This is a genomic window from Janthinobacterium sp. 17J80-10, from assembly GCF_004114795.1.
Lineage (GTDB): Bacteria > Pseudomonadota > Gammaproteobacteria > Burkholderiales > Burkholderiaceae_D > Paucimonas.
Map to the genome: position 1 here is coordinate 2,169,995 of NZ_CP035311.1, position 17,066 is coordinate 2,187,060.

Consider the following 17,066-nt stretch of genomic DNA (forward strand, 5'->3'; position numbering starts at 1 on the left):
CTCTCCCTTTCAATCGCTGCGGCGCATAAAAAAACTGATATTCAGTGAAAAGGCCTGGATATCAGGCGCCTTTATCCTTGCCGGATTGTCGACATTTGTCTTGTGGTCGGTAACGCTGTCGCGGGTTGAAAACGAAAAAACCCTGGCGCTTGACAACGCCATAGCCGAAAGCGGGAATATCTCGGCCATTCTGGCGGCAAATCTGCAAGAAGTTTTCGGGCGCGCCGAGCTCTATGCAAAGATCGGCACTTCTTTGCTCGAAGGCGATAGCAGCGCCGCGAACTATCTCAATCCTATTTACAACGGCGACCGCGCCTACTTGCGCATGGCGGTTTTTGATGCGGCGGGCCGCTTGCGTCATTCATCGGCCAACCGTCATGCCGAACCGGAACTTGCGCGGTCGGTGGCTGACTTTCTGCGCGCGCCGCAAGCCGAGGCAGGCAGCGTCCGGCCAGCGCTTGTCATCAGCCGCCCGTACGGTGATTCCAGTTCTGCCTGGCGGGTACCCGTACTGCTGCCGCTGTTCTCGGGCGGCAGCCAGGTGGGAATGTTTGCCGCCATTGTCGACCTGGGCTATTTTCTGCGGCTGTACCGGGAAGTCGACCTTGGCGAAGGCGGCCGGATCGAAATCCTGCGCACCGATGGCTATCAATTGGCGGAATTGAATGGCGCCACCCTGTCGGCCGGGCTTGATCTGAAAACTGCCGAATATGCCCGGTTTCTTGCCAGCGCCGCGCTCAGCAGCAAAGTCGGCACCAGCCGTCCCGGCGAATCAGGTGGCCGGATCGGTCTCTACCGCAGACTGCCGGCTTATCCGCTGGCAGTGGTGGTCAGCCGCAGCCCCGACATGGTGGTGCGCAAGCTGATCCCGCAACATCGCGACTACGTTATCCGCGCGTCCTATACGACGCTGGTATTCCTGTTGCTCACTATTGGGCTGGCCGTGATCGCGCGCCGCCAGCACCGTCTTTACAAGGTCCTGGAAGAGTCGCAGCAGGAAAAGCATGGCTTGATTGCGCAACTGGAAAAAGAAAAGACCCGGGCGCTGCAATTGGCCTCGCATGACCACCTGACCGGGATTCCCAATCGCATGCTCTTTTATGAGCTGGCGACGGCCGAGTTGGCGCGGGCCCGGCGCAGCCGCAATTTTTATGCGCTATTTTTTCTCGACCTGGACAAGTTCAAGCTGATCAACGATACGCTGGGGCACGCCGTTGGCGACCGCCTGCTGCAAGCCGTCGCCGGGCGTTTGCGCGGCGCCTTGCGCGAATATGATTTGCTCGCGCGCCTGGGCGGCGACGAGTTCGTCATGCTTGTGTCCGAGGTCGCCACGGAAGAGCATGTGGCGCGCATCGCCGCCAAACTGGTGGATGCAATCTGTGCACCGTTTCTCGATCTTGATGGCCACGATGTCGAGGTCGCTCCCAGCATCGGGATTGCCCTGTATCCGCGCGATGGCCAGGATGTGGAAGTCTTGCTGACCCATGCCGATGCCGCCATGTACGCCGCCAAGCTGGCCGGGTGCGGCACCTATCGCTTCTATGACATGGCGCTGAATGCGACGTCCGTGCGCCAGAATGAATTGCTGGGGCGCTTCCGGCGCGCCATCAAGGAGTCGGAATTCTGCCTGCATTACCAGGCCCGCGTGGATTTGCAGGATTATCACGTGGCAGGATTGGAGGCGCTGGTGCGCTGGCGCCATCCGGAGCATGGCTTGCTTTACCCGAACGACTTCATTGGCCTTGCCGAAGAAAATGACTTGATTGTCCCGTTGGGTAACTGGGTGATCGAAGAGGCATGCCGTCAACTCGGCATCTGGCTGCAGCACGGCGTCCCGGTCAAGCCGGTCGCCGTCAACGTGTCAGCCAGGCAGCTCAAGGATGTGACGTTGCTGGAAACCGTGACAGCGGCGCTGGAGCGCTACGGCATCGCCCCGGGGTTGCTGGAATTCGAGGTGACGGAGAGCTGCCTGATCGAGGATCATGCATTTGCCGAAACGGTGCTCAGGAAATTCCAGGATCTTGGCATCCGCATCGCGCTCGACGATTATGGCATCGGATTTTCCGGCTTGAGCAAGTTAAAAAGCCTGCCGCTGCATGCGCTCAAGATCGACCGTTCCTTCATCAGCGATATCCGCAATGACCCAAGCGATGCTGCGATCGTCGCATCCACCATTTCGCTGGCGCATAACCTGGGCTTGATGGTGGTGGCCGAAGGGGTGGAAAGCATGGACCAGCTGGTGCACCTGAAAACCGCCGGCTGCGACCAGGTCCAGGGCTATTTCTTCCAGCGGCCTGCCGACGCCGCAGAGGTCGAAGCATTGCTTCATCGTGGAAGATTTTCACCAGCATGAACAAATTCCCGGCTTCTTTATCCCCGGGTTGGGGGCGCTGGCTGTCGCAACTCCTGCTCGCTGTGTCACTCCTGGCTTCGTCCACGCATGCCCTGGCCGGTCAATGCGAAAAGCCGCAGCGGCTGCGTTTTTCCATTGTTCCGCAAGACGACCTGGACAAAGACATCGAGGCGATGCGTCCCTTGTTTGATGCGCTGCAGTCTGCCACCGGCTTGCCGGTCGACGTCGTCAAGACATCGTCTTATGGCGCAGTAGTGGAGGGCTTGCTTGCGGGCGCGATCGACCTGGCGAACCTTGGCCCTGCCGCATATATCAGTGCCAGGAGGGCCGATGCGCGCATCGTTGCCTTTGCTTCCACGGCCAAAAAGACGGGGGCGTTCCAGGAAGAGGGGGCCTTTTACAATGCCCTGCTGGTGGTGCGGCAGAAAAGCGCATTTACTTCCCTGGATTCCCTGCGCGGCAAGCGCCTTGCCCTGGTCGATCCGGATAGCGCCTCCGGGGCCCAGATTCCGCGCCAGGCATTTTCCGTTCGGGTGAATGCACCGCTGGAGCGCTACTTTGGCCAGATCGGCTATACGGGTTCCCACGATCGGGCGGCGCTGGCCTTGCTCGCCGGGCAAGTCGATGCCGCCTTCATTTCAAGTTCGCTGTTGTCTTCCCTGGTCGAGCGGGGCGAGGCTGACGCCTCGGATTTCCGCGTACTGTGGCGCTCGGGAGCAATTCCACGCAATCCGTTCGTGTACCGGGACCAGCTGTGCAGCGCAATCAAGGAAAAAATCCGCGCGGTCTTCCTGGGCAAGGAGGGCAGAAGCCGGCAGATCCTGCTGGGAAGGATCAAGGCGGTTCGTTTTGTGCCGATCGCTGACGCGGATTATCAGATCTTGCGCGATTTGCCCTGAGGCTGGCTGGCGCCGCCTTGCGCATTTGCCAGGCGGCCCAGTGTGACCAGGGCCGCTTCGGCGCGCTCATCAAACGCGTGGCCATAGTTGATCCTCAGGCAATTCCCAAACTCCCGCTGCGCCGAAAACATCGGTCCGGGCGCCACACTGATGCCCAGGGAAAGCGCTTGGCGGTGGATCGTCAGCGCATCGATATGCTGCGGCAATTCCAGCCACAGGAAATAGCCGCCTTGCGGGCGCGTGGCCCGGGTGCCGGACGGAAGATGCCGCGCCACTGCTTCCATCATGGCGTTCTGCTGCACTGACAAGGCATGCCGCAATTGCCGCAGGTGGCGGTCATACCCGCCCTTGGCAAGATATTCCGCCAATGCCGCCTGCGCCGGCAAGGAGGCGGCAAGTGTCGTGGTCAGCTTATGGCGTGCAACGGCGCTTGCGTAACGTCCTGGCGCAGCCCAGCCGACCCGGTAACCGGGTGCCAGGCATTTGGAAAACGATGCGCAATGCATGACCAGGCCCTTGGTGTCGAAGGCCTTGGCTGGTATGGGCCGCTTGCTGCCAAAATACAATTCGCCATAGACATCATCTTCGATGAGTGGCACATCGTGCTTTGTCAGCAATTCGACCAGGGCGCGTTTCTTTTCATCCGGCATCAGGCTGCCGAGCGGATTCTGGAAATTCGTCATCAGCCAGCAAGCCTTGGGATGGTGCCGTTCCAGCGCCTGCGCCAGTGCCGCAAGATCGATGCCTTCGCGCGGATGGGTCGGCACTTCAATGGCTTTCAAGCCGTTGCGCTCCAGCGATTGCAAGGCGCCATAGAAGCTGGGTGATTCGATGATGACGGCATCGCCCGGGCGCGTGACGGCCAGCAGGCACAGGTTCAGGGCATCGAGCGCACCGTTGGTGATGACGATTTCATCGGTATGGACATGCAAGCCATCAATCAGGTAACGCAAGGCAATTTGCCGGCGCAAATTGGCATTGCCTGGCGTGATGTCATCGACCGTGCTCCAGGGATCCATTTTTTGGATGGCGGAGGTCATCGACCGTGCCAGCGGGCCGAAGGGGAATAGCAGGGGACTGGGAAAGGCCGAACCGAAGGGCACCACATCGCGCATTCTGCTGGACTCCAGGATGTCGAACACCAGCGTGCTGACATCCACCGGCATGGAATTGCCATCCGGACGCGAGGCGACTTCAGGCTCGGGCGGCAGCGCTTTTGCCCCGGCAATGACATAGTACCCGGAGCGCTCGCGCGCGCGGATCAAACCGCGGGCTTCCAGCATGTAATAAGCTTCGAATACCGTGGAGGCGCTGACGCCGCGGCTGGCGCTGGCCTGACGGACCGACGGCAAGCGGTCCCCCAGTTTCATGACGCCGGATCTGATGGACTGGGCAATTTCTTCGGCGAGGGATTCATAGCGTTTCATGTGCAAGGATCATATCAGCAATCAATGCCGTGGCAGTGCCCATGCCTTCTGGGCAGCTGTTTTGGCGGTGACATCTGATATGGTTATTTTGCGCGTTTCTGCTACTGTTTATTTTTTTATTGAAGGCCATAATAGCCAGGTTTGTCCAGGACGGCGTTCCGGCCCGATGCTGCAGGAAGATGATGTCCCAATCAAGATGTTGATAACCATGAAAAATTACCTCCGGTTTGACCGCAGCCCTGCGCGCTGGTCGACGGGCTTGCTGCTCGCAGTCGTCGCTGCGCTCGCGCCCATCGGTGCTGCGACGGCACAACCCGCCATTCCCGATACCATTGCCCAGCGCGCGCTGGCCTGCGCGGCCTGTCACGGCAAGGAGGGACGCGCGACCAATGAAGGTTTCTTTCCGCGCATCGCGGGCAAGCCGGCCGGTTACCTGTATAACCAGCTGGTCAATTTCCGTGATGGCCACCGGCAGTATCCGATGATGACTTACATGGTCGACCAGATGTCGGACGCCTACCTGAAGGAACTGGCGGGTTATTTTGCGGGCCAGCACCTGCCGTATCCGCCGCCGCAGGCGCCGGCGGCCACGCAGGCGCAACTGGCGCGCGGCAAGCAACTGGCGCTTTCCGGCGATGCATCCCGAAACGTCCCGGCATGCATTGCCTGCCACGGCCAGAAACTGACCGGCGTTGTTCCCGCGATTCCCGGCCTGCTGGGGTTGCCGCGCGATTACCTGAATGCGCAATTCGGCTCCTGGCGCAACAAAACCCGCCGGACACCATCGCCGGACTGCATGGCGGAGATTGCCACCCGTCTCAATCCGGAAGATGTCAGCGCCGTCTCGGCCTGGCTGGCGGCGCAGCCGGTACCGGGCGACAGTGCACCGGCGCAGTCCCTGCCGGCGAAGTTGCCGCTGCCCTGCGGCAGTGTCGGCGCGATCGATGGCGCAGCCAAATAAGGAATCGCCATGAAACGCCTGCTCCTGGCCATTCTGGCCCTTATCATCCTTGTTCCGGCTGCCATCCTCGGTTATCAGATTCTGCATGAGCCCGGCAGCGATATTCCCTCTGCGCCCGTTGCCGATGCTGCCGCACAGGTGGCCCGCGGGGCGTACCTCGCCAGGCTCGGCGACTGTATGGCTTGTCATACGGCACGCGGCGGCGAACCATATGCCGGCGGGCGCGCCATCGCCACCCCATTCGGCAATATCTACGGCCCCAACCTGACGCCGCATGCCCAAGCGGGCATCGGAGAATGGCGTGCCGACGATTTCTGGCGTGCCATGCACAACGGCAAATCGAAAAACGGCGAGTTCCTGTATCCGGCTTTCCCATACACGAACTTCACCCGCATGACGCGCGCGGATACGGATGCCATCTTTGCCTACCTGCGCACCCTGGCGCCGGTCAACCAGCCAAACCGCGCGCATGAACTGCGTTTTCCCTATAACCAGCGCCTCTTGCTCGCCGGCTGGCGCACCCTGTATTTCAACCCCGGGCAATATGTGGCGGAGTCCACCAAGGCGGCCGAATGGAACCGCGGCGCCTACCTGGTGCAGGGCGTCGGCCATTGCAGCGCCTGCCATACCAGCCGCACGACGCTGGGCGGCATCCAGGAAAAATTCGACCTGGCCGGCAGCCTGATCCCGGTGCAGAACTGGTATGCGCCTGCGCTGACGTCGGATACCGAAGCAGGGCTGGGCAACTGGGAAGCGCAGCACATCGTTGATTTGTTGAAAACCGGCGTATCGATGCGGGGCACGGCCTCCGGCCCGATGGCGGAAGTGGTGGGCCAGAGCCTGCAGTATCTGAGTGATGCCGATGCCTCGGCGATTGCCGGTTATCTGAAGTCGCTGCCGAAAACCGCCGCGCCACCCAAAACGCAAGCCATCGCGTCCGCCGCCGATAGCGAGTTGGTGCTGAAGCTCGGTGCGCGCATTTATGAAAAGCACTGTGTCGATTGCCACGGCGCCAGTGGGCAGGGGCATCCGCCAGCCTATCCGCCGCTGGCGGGCAACCATGCGCTGGCCATGCATTCCGCGGTCAATCCGATCCGCATGGTCCTGAACGGCGGCTACCCGCCCAATACCGAAGGCAACCCACGCCCCTACGGCATGCCGCCATTCGCGCATGAACTCACTGACGCCGAAGTCGCCGCCGTGGTCTCCTACATGCGCAACGCCTGGGGGCACCGTGCCGGCCTGGTATCGCCGGTCGAGGTGGGCCGTTATCGTGGGACGCCCTTGTACTGACAGGAGGAAAGAGAGAAATGCATTTTTTAAAACTCGTCAGGATGATCCTGTGGAGCTTTTTCGGGGTCCGAAAGAAAAGCGGCTATGACGCCGACCTTCAGACGCTCAAGCCGCACCATATTATTCTGGTCGGATTGCTTGCCGCCGGTGGTTTTATTGCGATAATGCTCGTTTTTGCCAAAACCGCGATCCATTTCCTGGCGCAATAAACTGGAGCACGCAATGTTCGAGCACTTCCCCCGCTATCCGGGCGACCCGATTTTTTCCCTGGTGGACCGCTTCCGCCAGGATCCCCGCCCGGAGAAGGTCAACCTGACCATCGGTCTGTATTACGACGATGCGGGCAATGTGCCAAAACTGGAATCGGTGCATATTGCCGAGCAAGCCCTGCAAGCCGATACGCAAGCCTGCATTTACCAGCCGATGGCGGGCGCCGCCAATTACCGCCAGGCCGTGCAGGAAGTGCTGTTCGGCGCCACGCATCCCAAAGTCGCCGCCAGGCACATCGCTACCGCCCAGACCATCGGCGGTTCCGGCGCGCTGAAGCTCGGCAGCGACCTGCTGAAACAGTATTTCCCGGAGTCGCAAGTCTGGGTGAGCGATCCCTCCTGGGATAACCACGCGGCGATTTTTTCCGGTTCCGGTTTTGCCGTGAACCGCTACCCGTATTTCGATGCCGCCACGAGCGGCGTCAATTTTGCCGGTATGACGGCATGCCTGAAGCAACTGCCGGCGCGCAGCATCGTGCTGCTGCATCCGTGTTGCCATAACCCGACCGGCGTCGACCTGACCCCGGCGCAATGGGATGACGTGGTGCGCATTTGCGTCGCACGCGAACTGATCCCCTTCTGCGATATTGCTTACCAGGGACTGGGGCAGGGCATGGATGAGGATGCCTACGCCATTCGTGCCATGGCGGATGCCGGCTTGTCTTTCTTTGTCAGCAATTCCTTTTCCAAGACTTTTTCACTGTATGGCGAACGCTGCGGTGCGCTCAGCATCGTCTGCAAGGATGCCGAGGAAGCCGAGCGGGTGCTGGGGCAGATGGAATTCACGGTGCGGCGCAGCTATTCCAGCCCGCCCACGCATGGCGGCCAGATCGTCGCGCGCGTCCTGCTGGATCCGAAGCTCAATGCCATGTGGCGCGCCGAAGTCGAGGCCATGCGCGCGCGCATCCTGCTGATGCGCCAGCAATTGCACGACCAGGTCCGAACATTGCGCCCGGATGCCCAATGCGGCTTCCTCCTTTCCCAGCGCGGCATGTTCAGCTACAGCCAGCTGTTTGCCACCCATGCCCAGGCGCTGCGCGAGCGCTTCGGCATTTATTTGCTGGATTCTGGACGGGTTTGCATTACCGGCCTGACGACCGGCAACGTCCAACGCGTTGCGGCCGCGCTGGTGCAGGTGATGGCTTAATCCTTGGCATGGTGGCCCCGGTCATGCCGGGGCACGCCAAGCCATTGGTCCGTGCACATGCATGCTGCACCGCACCTACGCATTTCTGTAAAAATTCCCTTGTGTTAAGTGCAAGTGCGGCTGGCATATCGGCCAGTAATCGCCTGGATTTAATGGAATTTAATAATTGTCTGTTTGAAATTGCCCAAGATAAGGAGTAGCTTGGACTGAGAAGTACATTGAATGACGCAACAAGTTTGATGGACTTGCAAACACGACCAATTATTGGGTGCCCAAGAGCGCCCAGGAGGAGACCGGAATGAACACTAAAATGACGACGGCGCATGCGCCTTCCCTGCGTACATGGCTGAAGGGTGTCGCTGCCGCCTTGCTCATCGCCGGGATGTACGCATCGTCCGCACAGGCTGCAGGATTTACCCACCATGTCGTGCAGACGGCATCGGGCACCGGATCCAAGGATCGTCATTTCAGTTACTACGTTCCCAACACCTATGTCGCCGGCACTGCGGCGCCGCTGTGGGTGGTCTTGCATGGCTGCCGCCAGACCGAGCGCACCATGACCGATCTGATGGGCATGGAATCCTTTGCCGAGCGCGACAAGGCCATTGTCCTGTATCCATTCCAGAACAACGACGCCAGCGCCAACGACAACGACGGGCGCAACCCCAATTGCTGGGGCTACTGGTTCGACGCCAATATCCATCGCGATGGCGGTGAGGTGCTCGATATCAAGCGCATGGTCGATTACATGAAGGGGCGCTTCACCGTTGACAGCAATCGCGTCCACATTACCGGCATTTCCAGTGGCGGCGCCATGAGCACCATTGCCCAGGTCGCCTACCCGGACGTGTTTGCCTCGGCGGTGATCGTCGAAGGCATCGGCTACGGCGAGACTTCGGCGACTTATACCGGCACGACACCATGCCAGACGGTCATTGATTACAATCTGGGCACCGTGCAGGCAACCTCCACCGCCATTTCCAAGATGCGCACGGAAATGCAGAAGAGCACGCTGCGCCAGCCGCCCGTGCTGGTCATGCACAACAAGAAGGATTGCACGGTGCCGATCAAGGTCGGCCAGAGCGTCATCGATGCCTTCCTCGGCCTGCGCGCCGCCGATGGCCTGGGTATCAGTGCCACGCCGACTTCGTCGGTTGCCGGCAGCGTGAATGGCTTGCCTTACACCTGGAGCAAGTACGGCAACGATGGCTATGGCAACAGCCTGGTCGAAGCGGTCATCATGGATGTGACAGAAGCCCAGTTGCGCAGTGCCGGCGTGGTCGACATGACCAGCGACGTGTACGAGCCTTCCTCCAACGAAGCAGTGAAAGAAGATATCAAGCGCGGCCACTGGTGGGCAGGGGCGGCCCAGCGCGGCCCGTGGATCATCAACAAGGGGATCAATAGCGCCCAGGTCGCAGCCGATTTCTTCAAGACGCACCCCATGAATCCGGGAGCAGTTGCCACCACAACCACGACAGCCGGCGCAACCACCTCCACGGTGGCGACCACCACGACGACCACGCTGGCATCGAGCGTGCCGCCGGGGCCGGGCACCTGGAGCGGCAACCAGACCTGGGGCGCGGATGCGGCCCATGGCGGCAACCTGCAAGGGTATTTCTACTGGCCGGCGACGGCGCCGGCAGTCAACGGCAAGCGCGCGCTGATCCTGGTCTTGCACGGCTGCAGCCAGACCGCTGCCAATGATGTCATCAATGCTGGCGATGGCGGCTACAACTGGAAAGCTGCCGCTGACCAGTACGGTGCCGTGATCCTGGCGCCGAACGCCACCGGCAACGTCGCCTCGGTGCACTGCTGGGACTATTACGGCACCAGCCATAGCCGCACCGCTGGCCATAGCGGCGTGCTGCTCGACCTGATTAACCGGTTCAAGAATGATCCGCAATACGCCATTGATCCAAGCCAGGTGTATGTCACCGGCCTGTCGTCGGGTGGCGGCCAGACCATGGTCATGGGCTGCCTGGCGCCGGATGTGTTTGCCGGCATCGGCAACAATGCCGGTCCTTCGCTGGGCACATCCTCCGGCCAGATTGGTTCGGTACCATCGGGCTACACTTCCACCACCGCAAAGAACACCTGCCTGAGTCTGGCCGGCAGCAATGCCAGCCACTTCTCGACGCAGATTGCCAATGCCGTATGGGGCGGCTCGGATTACACCGTCGGCCAGGCTTATGGCCCGCTGAACATGGAAGCCATGCGCATGGTCTACGGCAGCACGTACAGCAGCGGCAGCATTACTGTGACCGGCGGCGGCAGCGGCACCCAGCACACGCTCAATGGCAAGATCCGCACTTCGCAGATCGCGGTCACTGGCCTGGCACATGCCTGGCCGGCCGGTGCAGGCGGCCAGAACACGAACTTCGTGAACAATACGACCGTCAATTACCCGGCGTACATCACCAAGTTCTGGTTCGACAATAACCTGCGTGTCGGCGGCACCACCACGACGACGACCGGCGGGGCAACCACCTCCACGGCGGCCACCACGACCTCGACTGCGGGAACAACCACGACCTCGGCAGCGGCCACCACGACGTCCACGACCACGACCACTACGGTGGCAGCGGGCGCATGCTTCAACACGAGCAACTACGCTCATGTGACGGCTGGCCGTGCCTACAACAGCAGTGGCACCGCGAAGGCCAACGGCTCCAACCAGAGCATGGGCTTGTACAACACCTTCGTTATCACCAAGCTGCGCCAGACTGGCACCAACTACTACGTCATCGACAGCACCTGTCCTTGAACGGTACGCGCAGTACTGTCAGCCAACGCTGTATCCAACCCGCCGCTCCATCATGGAGGGCGGGTTTTTTTAACCATTTCGCTCATTGATCAGCCGCAAATCCTTGCTGGCTAGCGTGACTAAGCTGAATTGCAGTTGCTTTCGCCGGGCTCGTCGGCGGCATTCCGGATTGACGGGAAGGAGCATGGATGCGTGCGTGATGTTTGGTGGCGATGTCATGCTGGGGCGTATCGTCAAGGAATACATTCTTCTGCATGGTCCGCAATATCCTTTGGGGCCGGTGGCGGGACTGATGCGCAATGCCGATCTCGCCATCGTCAACCTGGAATGCGCCCTCACCACTTCCGACCGGACCTGGGCGGGCGCGCCCAAGGCATTCTATTTCGGCGCACCGCCGCAAGCGGTACAGTGCCTGGCAGATGCCGGCGTCGATCTGGTCAGTCTCGCCAACAACCATGTGCTGGATTATGGCGTCGCAGGTTTGATTGAAACCTTGCATTTGCTTCGCCACCACGGCATTGCCCAGTGCGGCGCCGGTGAAAACGGCGCCCGGGCCAGGATGCCGGCGGTGCTCGAGCGCGCCGGCATGCGTTTTGGCATGGCGGCGTTTTGCGACCACCAGGAAGATTTTGCGGCTTTTCCTGATGTGCCCGGCATGGCCTACCTGGACCTGGAAGACGAAGCGGCTGCCCTGGCAGCATGGCGTGTCGCACTGCAATCATTGCAGCGCGAGCGGGTCGACTGGCCGATCCTGTCGCTGCATTGGGGGCCGAACATGGTGCTGCGGCCGTCGGCCCGGTTCCGGCGCCTGGCACACGCGGCCATCGACATGGGCTGGAAAATCCTGTTCGGCCACAGTGCCCACGTATTCCAGGGCATCGAACTCTATCGCGGCTGCCCGATCCTGTACGCCGCGGGCGACCTCGTGGACGATTACTATGTCGACCCGGAATTTGCCAATGATCACCAGTTGCTGATCGAACTCGAACTTGGCCGAAGCGCCCTGCAGCGTATCCTTGTGCATCCGGTATTCATCGAAAATTGCCAGGTACGGCCAGCCACGGGCGAGCGGTACGCACGCGTTCGCGACACCATGGGTGCCCTGTGCCGGGAAATGGGCACCATCCTCAGGAAAGACAGCGCTGAACGCCTTTACATCGGGCCGGTGTCCGTGTAATCGCCAACCGCTGCCTGGATGACACCTTGTGCGGTCGCCGTCTCTTGTTGCGTCCTGGTCTGGACCACCAGGACGGTCTGGCCGCTGGCAATCGCATCGCGTACCAGGTCGGATAGCCACCCCTCCTTTTTTTCGGCGGCCGGCGCCGGGCTGCGGGCAGCACCGGCTGCGGCGCCTACCAGTCCGCCAAGGCTGGCGCCCCAGCCCAGCATCGCCAATGGCGCAATCAGCGGGCTGGCGACGAAGAGGCTCACGTTGGCGGCAACCAGCGCGATCTGGCCAAGCGCGCCGATGCCGGTGCCGATGATGGCCCCTTTGGCGCCATCCACGATGGCGTCTTTCAGGACGGCATTGCTGTCGTCTTTCGGCGCGGGGGCGGGGGCGGGCGCATCGGTGTCGAAGATATGCAGCTGTTCAGGCGGCAGGCCCCGCTCGACAAGCCGGGAAACCGCGCTGTCGGCATCCCCGCGGTTGGCGAAAAAGCCGGATACGTGGTGACGGTATTCATTCATCGCGGTGCTCCTTGATGTCATTCGTGAGGAAAAGGATGAAAGGCATGGTTGTCATGGATGATTCCTTTTCATGTTTACGTTGTATGCATGAGTGCAATCGGTGGCGCCACGGAGAACCCGAGAATTTATGAGATTCATTCTGTTGTCAGGAAGTTTCTTGATATTTGCCGGTGTGCCTGATCGGATGCCCGCCATGTTACTCTTCGGATACGTCAGGTCCTGGGCATTGATGCGCCGTCCTGCGCCGGCATTTCATCCCTAAAATTATATTTTTATCAATGAAGCTCAAGCAGTTCATTTTTGCCCGCAGCTTAAGCACCTACCTGGCTGTGGCGTTTTCCCTCATGTCCATCGTGCTCACGCTGGTGCTGGTCGAGGTTGTCGAAAGAGTTGCTACGCAACAGGTCAAGTCCAATATTGGCCATAGCCTTGCAGAACTGGCGCTGCAAACGTCCGGCAGGCTTGACCGCGGCATGTTCGAACGCTATCGGGAAGTGCGCCTGATGACGCAGCGCGGCGACCTGGTGGGGCCTGGCGTTAGCGTTGACGATCGCCGCAAAGTGCTGGATGGCTTGCTGGAGACCTACAAATACTATGCCTGGATCGGCATGACGGACAACAGCGGGAAGGTGCAGGTCGCGGCGCATCGCCTGCTGGAAGGCGCAGACGTTTCCAAGCGCCCCTGGTTTGGCAATGCCTTGCGCGGCATCCATCTTGGCGACGTGCATGAAGCGGTGCTGCTGGCCAAGCTGCTGCCGAACCCAACCAAAGAGCCCAAGCGCTTCGTCGATGTGGCCTTCCCCTACAATGACAAGGATGGCAAGCCGATGGGGGTGCTTGGCGTGCATTTGTCCTGGCAATGGGCGCGCGATGTCGAGAAATCGATCATCGAGCCCATTATCGCGCGCCGGCAGGTCGAGGCGCTGATAGTCGGCGCCGACGGCGTCGTGTTGCTGGGTCCGCCTGACTTGCAGGGAAAGCAGCTGGCCCAGTCCAGTTTCCGTGCGGCGCAACAGCAAAACCTCGGCTATGTGGTCGAGAAATGGCCTGATGGCCGAGCCTACCTGGTCGGATTCAGCAAGGGCCAGGGTTACCAGAACTATCCTGGACTCGGATGGACCGTGCTTGTGCGGCAGAATGTCGATGACGCCTTTTTGCAAGTCAGGCAAATACGCTATCGCGCGTTGTGGAGCGGTCTTGCCCTGGTCTTGCTGTTTTCTACCGTCGGCGCGATCGTTGCGCGCCGCATCACGCGGCCGCTGGATGCCTTGACGCAATCGGCGCAGCTGATCCAGCGCGGCGATGCTCAGACGATTGCACCGGGTGCGCACAGCTATTTCGAAGTCAAGACGCTGAGCGGCGCCCTCAATTCACTTGTGGCCAAGCTGCTGCAACGCAGCCAGGAATTGCAGGAATTGAATCTCACCCTGGAAAATCGCGTGGCAGACCGCACGCGTGAACTGGAGCATGCGCTGCTTGCGGTGCAATCCAATGAGCGGCGCATTGCGACGATTATCGAAGCGGCGCAAGATGCCTTTGTCGGCGTCGACCTGCGCGGCAATGTCACCGACTGGAATTCACGCGCGGAACGCATGTTTGGCTGGAGCAGGCAGGAAGTCATCGGCCGGCCGCTGGTGGAAATGGTGGTGCCGGAGCGATTCCGCCCGAGTTTCGCCAGGGCGGTCGGTACCTTCAACGAGACTGGCAGGCTGGACTGGCTGGACCGGCGCATGGAACGGATCGTGATGAATCGCCAGGGCGTCGAATTCCCTGTTGAAATGACCGCAGGCCTGGCAGGCACCAGCGAGACCGCATTTTTCAGCGCTTTCCTGCATGATATTTCCGAGCGCAAGAAAGTCGAACAGATGAAAAATGAATTCGTCTCGACCGTCTCGCACGAACTGCGCACGCCGCTGACTTCCATCCGCGCCTCGCTTGCCATGCTGGCCGACGGTACCGCCGGCGAGCTGCCGGACGATACAAAAGGCTTGATCGATATTGCGTATCAGAGTTGCGAGCGCCTGGTGCGGTTGGTCAACGACGTGCTCGACATCGAAAAAATCGAGTCGGGCAACATGCAATTCGAACAGGTGCCGCAACCGTTGCTGCCGCTGGTCGACCAGGCGCTGGAAGCAATGCAGGGGTATGCGCAGCAGTTCGGCGTGGCGCTGCAGCGCCACGTCGAGCCGCAATCGACCGGGCTGATCGCTGCGGTGGACCGCGACGGCATGGCGCAGGTGCTGACAAACCTGATTTCAAATGCTGTCAAGTTTTCGCCGCGCGGCGGCCAGGTCGACGTGCATCTCGCCGCTCATGACGGGCGCGCCCGCTTGTCCGTGGTCGATCGCGGTTGCGGCATCCCGGAAGCCTTCCGTGACCGCGTGTTTCAGAAATTTGCCCAGGCGGATTCCGGCGATTCGCGCCAGAAGGGTGGGACCGGGTTGGGCTTGAGCATCTGCAAGAGCATCGTGGAAGAACATGGCGGGACGATTGCCTTCGAGAGCATAGCTGGCGCCGGAACCAGCTTTCACGTGCTGCTGCCGCTGGTGCAAGCGGCGGCAGCAGCATAATCGGTCCGCTACCTGAATTCGTGCAGCGCGATGCCGGCAAAGCTGTGCCAGGCGCCGAAATCGCGTTCCAGCTGCGGCAGCAGGCGCAGCAGTCCTGGCTTGTCCGCATGGAAGCTGGTTGCACTGCCGTCAAATACGGTACTGGCCGCGAGCTGGAATACTTGCGCCTGGGGCAGTGACCGGGCTTGCCTGAGCAGCACGAGCACGGCCATGCCGTCCATTCGCAGCAGCAGCAATTCGCCTGCCGCTCCCGGGTCCGCCCGGGTATAGCGCCGCTGCGTTTCCGGGGCCACGTGCCCGGCTTCGAGGGCAATACGCACACGCTTGCCGTGGCTTGCCCCCCAGTCGAGAAACGGCACGGCAAAACGATAGATTTCCTGCGCCTCGGTGCGGTAGTTCATCACCGCCAGGCTGTCGGCGGCCGATGCCAGCCCGCGCAGCAATCCCGGCTTGCCGGACCACCAGTACGGCACCACGAATTCAAGCTGCATCGGCGCAGTCGCCTTGCGCAGCGCCGCGGCCAGGTCCAGATACTGCGTGTCCAGGCCGGCGGATGCCATTGCGTAGCCCGGCAACAGGTAGGGCTCGATATCGAACTGCACTCCGCGCAGCCGCGCGCCTGCTGCGACACCCGCATTGTAGGCGGCATAGGCGCGGGCGCGTTGCAGCGTGGCTGCCCGTTCTGCGGGCAGCACCATGTGCGGGTCGCCATCCACGCTCCAGATGGCCACGCCGCGGTCGCTTGCGCGCTGCACGAACGCCGCCAGCGCTGCGGCGTCACGCACGGCGCCACCTGTTACCGGCACGGCGATGAAGAGCTCGCCGATGCCATGCTGTCGGGCCCACGCCAGGAGCGATGCGCCGTTTTCCTGCCATTCCTGCGCTTGCCACACCCAGGAAGAGCGTGGCCGGGCCTTGTCGGCGCTTGCGGCAAGTTCAAGGGCATCCAGTTGCAGGCTGGCTTGCTGAAGCGGGCAAACGATGACGAATTGCTGCCAGCTTTCGCGGGCAAGCGCGCGGGGCAGGGCGAGGCGGGCTGTGGCCGTGTCACTCGCGGCGGCGCTGCGCCCCATCGGCAATGCCGATTCGGATGCCGCGTGGGCAGCGTCGACCGCCTGCCACCCGAAGCTGCCGCTGCCGCTCGTGGCAAGCTGCAATGCGACGTCGGCGCGGGGAATGTACCAGTCCGGCGCGCTCAGGATCACGCCGGCGGGCTTGCTGCCGGCCTCGCACGCCAGTTGCAGGCCACCATCCGTGCGCTGTACGCGCACGCGTTCTTCGACGCCAAAGGCGCGTGCGCGCATCACGGGGAGCAGGTTGGCGTGCAATGGCATCGGCGTCGGCCGGAGCGGTGCTGCCTGCGCGGCCGGAAATGTCGCCTCCGAGACCACGAAGCGCTGATCCTGCTGGCGGCCTTGCAGCAGGATGGTGGCGCCTGGCGCAGTCTGCGCCGGCACGGGATACAAAGACTCCACCTCCTCCAGGTTCGCTGGCAACGCCATGCTGCTACAGCCGGGGAGTTCAGGCAGGCCATTGACGATCAGGTGCGCCGGCGCGCCATCGGGGCGGATCACCTGGGCTTGCGGCATGCCGGCGGCAACTGTCGAAGGCGGGCAGACGTGCAGCCAGGCGGCGTTGGCGGTAGTAGTCATGAACAGCAGGAAGCAGAGAAAAAGCCGGTCCATGGCGCC

Annotated in this window: 12 protein-coding genes and 1 pseudogene; 10 read left to right on the forward strand and 3 right to left on the reverse strand. The window is 61.6% G+C overall.

What is annotated here, in order from left to right:
• The first annotated feature begins 85 nt into the window (after positions 1–85).
• Together EKL02_RS09885 and EKL02_RS09890 are read left to right on the forward strand one after the other, a co-directional pair.
• Positions 86–2,353 (forward strand): EAL domain-containing protein, encoded by a 2,268-nt coding sequence (locus EKL02_RS09885; RefSeq protein WP_241687675.1) that lies wholly within the window; start codon positions 86–88, stop codon positions 2,351–2,353.
• On the forward strand, positions 2,350–3,252 hold the full coding sequence (locus tag EKL02_RS09890; RefSeq protein WP_128901890.1) for a phosphate/phosphite/phosphonate ABC transporter substrate-binding protein: 903 nt from the start codon (positions 2,350–2,352) through the stop codon (positions 3,250–3,252). Before EKL02_RS09885 ends, EKL02_RS09890 begins: the two co-directional genes overlap by 4 nt.
• Here the strand turns inward: EKL02_RS09890 and EKL02_RS09895 are convergent.
• Positions 3,228–4,679: a PLP-dependent aminotransferase family protein gene (locus tag EKL02_RS09895; protein WP_128901891.1), complete on the reverse strand. Its 1,452-nt coding sequence runs from the start codon at positions 4,677–4,679 to the stop codon at positions 3,228–3,230. The two genes, EKL02_RS09890 and EKL02_RS09895, sit on opposite strands and share 25 nt — an antisense overlap.
• 208 nt (positions 4,680–4,887) lie before the next feature.
• On the opposite strand from EKL02_RS09895, the gene EKL02_RS09900 reads away from it, so the two are divergent.
• The 7 genes and pseudogenes from EKL02_RS09900 (at position 4,888) to EKL02_RS09925 (ending at position 12,293) form a co-directional block, all read left to right on the forward strand.
• Positions 4,888–5,640 (forward strand): c-type cytochrome, encoded by a 753-nt coding sequence (locus tag EKL02_RS09900; protein WP_241687676.1) that lies wholly within the window; start codon positions 4,888–4,890, stop codon positions 5,638–5,640.
• Between the two features lie 9 nt (positions 5,641–5,649).
• A complete protein-coding gene (locus EKL02_RS09905; protein ID WP_128901892.1) occupies positions 5,650–6,933 on the forward strand; it encodes a cytochrome c in 1,284 nt (427 codons plus the stop codon).
• 17 nt (positions 6,934–6,950) lie between these two features.
• On the forward strand, positions 6,951–7,142 hold the full coding sequence (locus tag EKL02_RS09910; RefSeq protein ID WP_128901893.1) for a DUF2970 domain-containing protein: 192 nt from the start codon (positions 6,951–6,953) through the stop codon (positions 7,140–7,142).
• A gap of 13 nt (positions 7,143–7,155) precedes the next feature.
• Complete coding sequence (locus EKL02_RS09915; protein ID WP_128901894.1) at positions 7,156–8,349, forward strand: amino acid aminotransferase; 1,194 nt, start codon at positions 7,156–7,158, stop codon at positions 8,347–8,349.
• Positions 8,350–8,731: 382 nt separating this feature from the next.
• A pseudogene (locus EKL02_RS18550) lies at positions 8,732–9,451 on the forward strand (PHB depolymerase family esterase); the annotation flags it as partial.
• Between the two features lie 399 nt (positions 9,452–9,850).
• A complete protein-coding gene (locus EKL02_RS18555; protein ID WP_241687862.1) occupies positions 9,851–11,116 on the forward strand; it encodes a PHB depolymerase family esterase in 1,266 nt (421 codons plus the stop codon).
• Positions 11,117–11,300: 184 nt separating this feature from the next.
• A complete protein-coding gene (locus EKL02_RS09925; protein ID WP_128901896.1) occupies positions 11,301–12,293 on the forward strand; it encodes a CapA family protein in 993 nt (330 codons plus the stop codon).
• Here EKL02_RS09925 and EKL02_RS09930 read toward each other — a convergent pair.
• A complete protein-coding gene (locus EKL02_RS09930; RefSeq protein WP_128901897.1) occupies positions 12,269–12,805 on the reverse strand; it encodes a hypothetical protein in 537 nt (178 codons plus the stop codon). The two genes, EKL02_RS09925 and EKL02_RS09930, sit on opposite strands and share 25 nt — an antisense overlap.
• A 278-nt stretch (positions 12,806–13,083) precedes the next feature.
• Between EKL02_RS09930 and EKL02_RS09935 the strand changes: the two genes are divergently transcribed.
• A complete protein-coding gene (locus tag EKL02_RS09935; RefSeq protein WP_128901898.1) occupies positions 13,084–15,375 on the forward strand; it encodes an ATP-binding protein in 2,292 nt (763 codons plus the stop codon).
• Positions 15,376–15,383: 8 nt separating this feature from the next.
• Here the strand turns inward: EKL02_RS09935 and EKL02_RS09940 are convergent, their stop codons facing one another.
• On the reverse strand, positions 15,384–17,060 hold the full coding sequence (locus EKL02_RS09940; RefSeq protein ID WP_128901899.1) for a hypothetical protein: 1,677 nt from the start codon (positions 17,058–17,060) through the stop codon (positions 15,384–15,386).
• Positions 17,061–17,066: the final 6 nt, after the last annotated feature.

What these genes read in the sequence shown, in the direction of transcription:
- EKL02_RS09890 (WP_128901890.1), top strand. Translation starts at nt 2,350, where the DNA reads ATGAACAAATTCCCGGCTTCTTTATCCCCGGGTTGGGGGCGCTGGCTG.
- EKL02_RS09895 (WP_128901891.1), bottom strand. Translation starts at nt 4,679, where the DNA reads ATGAAACGCTATGAATCCCTCGCCGAAGAAATTGCCCAGTCCATCAGA.
- EKL02_RS09900 (WP_241687676.1), top strand. Translation starts at nt 4,888, where the DNA reads ATGAAAAATTACCTCCGGTTTGACCGCAGCCCTGCGCGCTGGTCGACG.
- EKL02_RS09905 (WP_128901892.1), top strand. Translation starts at nt 5,650, where the DNA reads ATGAAACGCCTGCTCCTGGCCATTCTGGCCCTTATCATCCTTGTTCCG.
- EKL02_RS09910 (WP_128901893.1), top strand. Translation starts at nt 6,951, where the DNA reads ATGCATTTTTTAAAACTCGTCAGGATGATCCTGTGGAGCTTTTTCGGG.
- EKL02_RS09915 (WP_128901894.1), top strand. Translation starts at nt 7,156, where the DNA reads ATGTTCGAGCACTTCCCCCGCTATCCGGGCGACCCGATTTTTTCCCTG.
- EKL02_RS09925 (WP_128901896.1), top strand. Translation starts at nt 11,301, where the DNA reads ATGGATGCGTGCGTGATGTTTGGTGGCGATGTCATGCTGGGGCGTATC.
- EKL02_RS09930 (WP_128901897.1), bottom strand. Translation starts at nt 12,805, where the DNA reads ATGAATGAATACCGTCACCACGTATCCGGCTTTTTCGCCAACCGCGGG.
- EKL02_RS09935 (WP_128901898.1), top strand. Translation starts at nt 13,084, where the DNA reads ATGAAGCTCAAGCAGTTCATTTTTGCCCGCAGCTTAAGCACCTACCTG.
- EKL02_RS09940 (WP_128901899.1), bottom strand. Translation starts at nt 17,060, where the DNA reads ATGGACCGGCTTTTTCTCTGCTTCCTGCTGTTCATGACTACTACCGCC.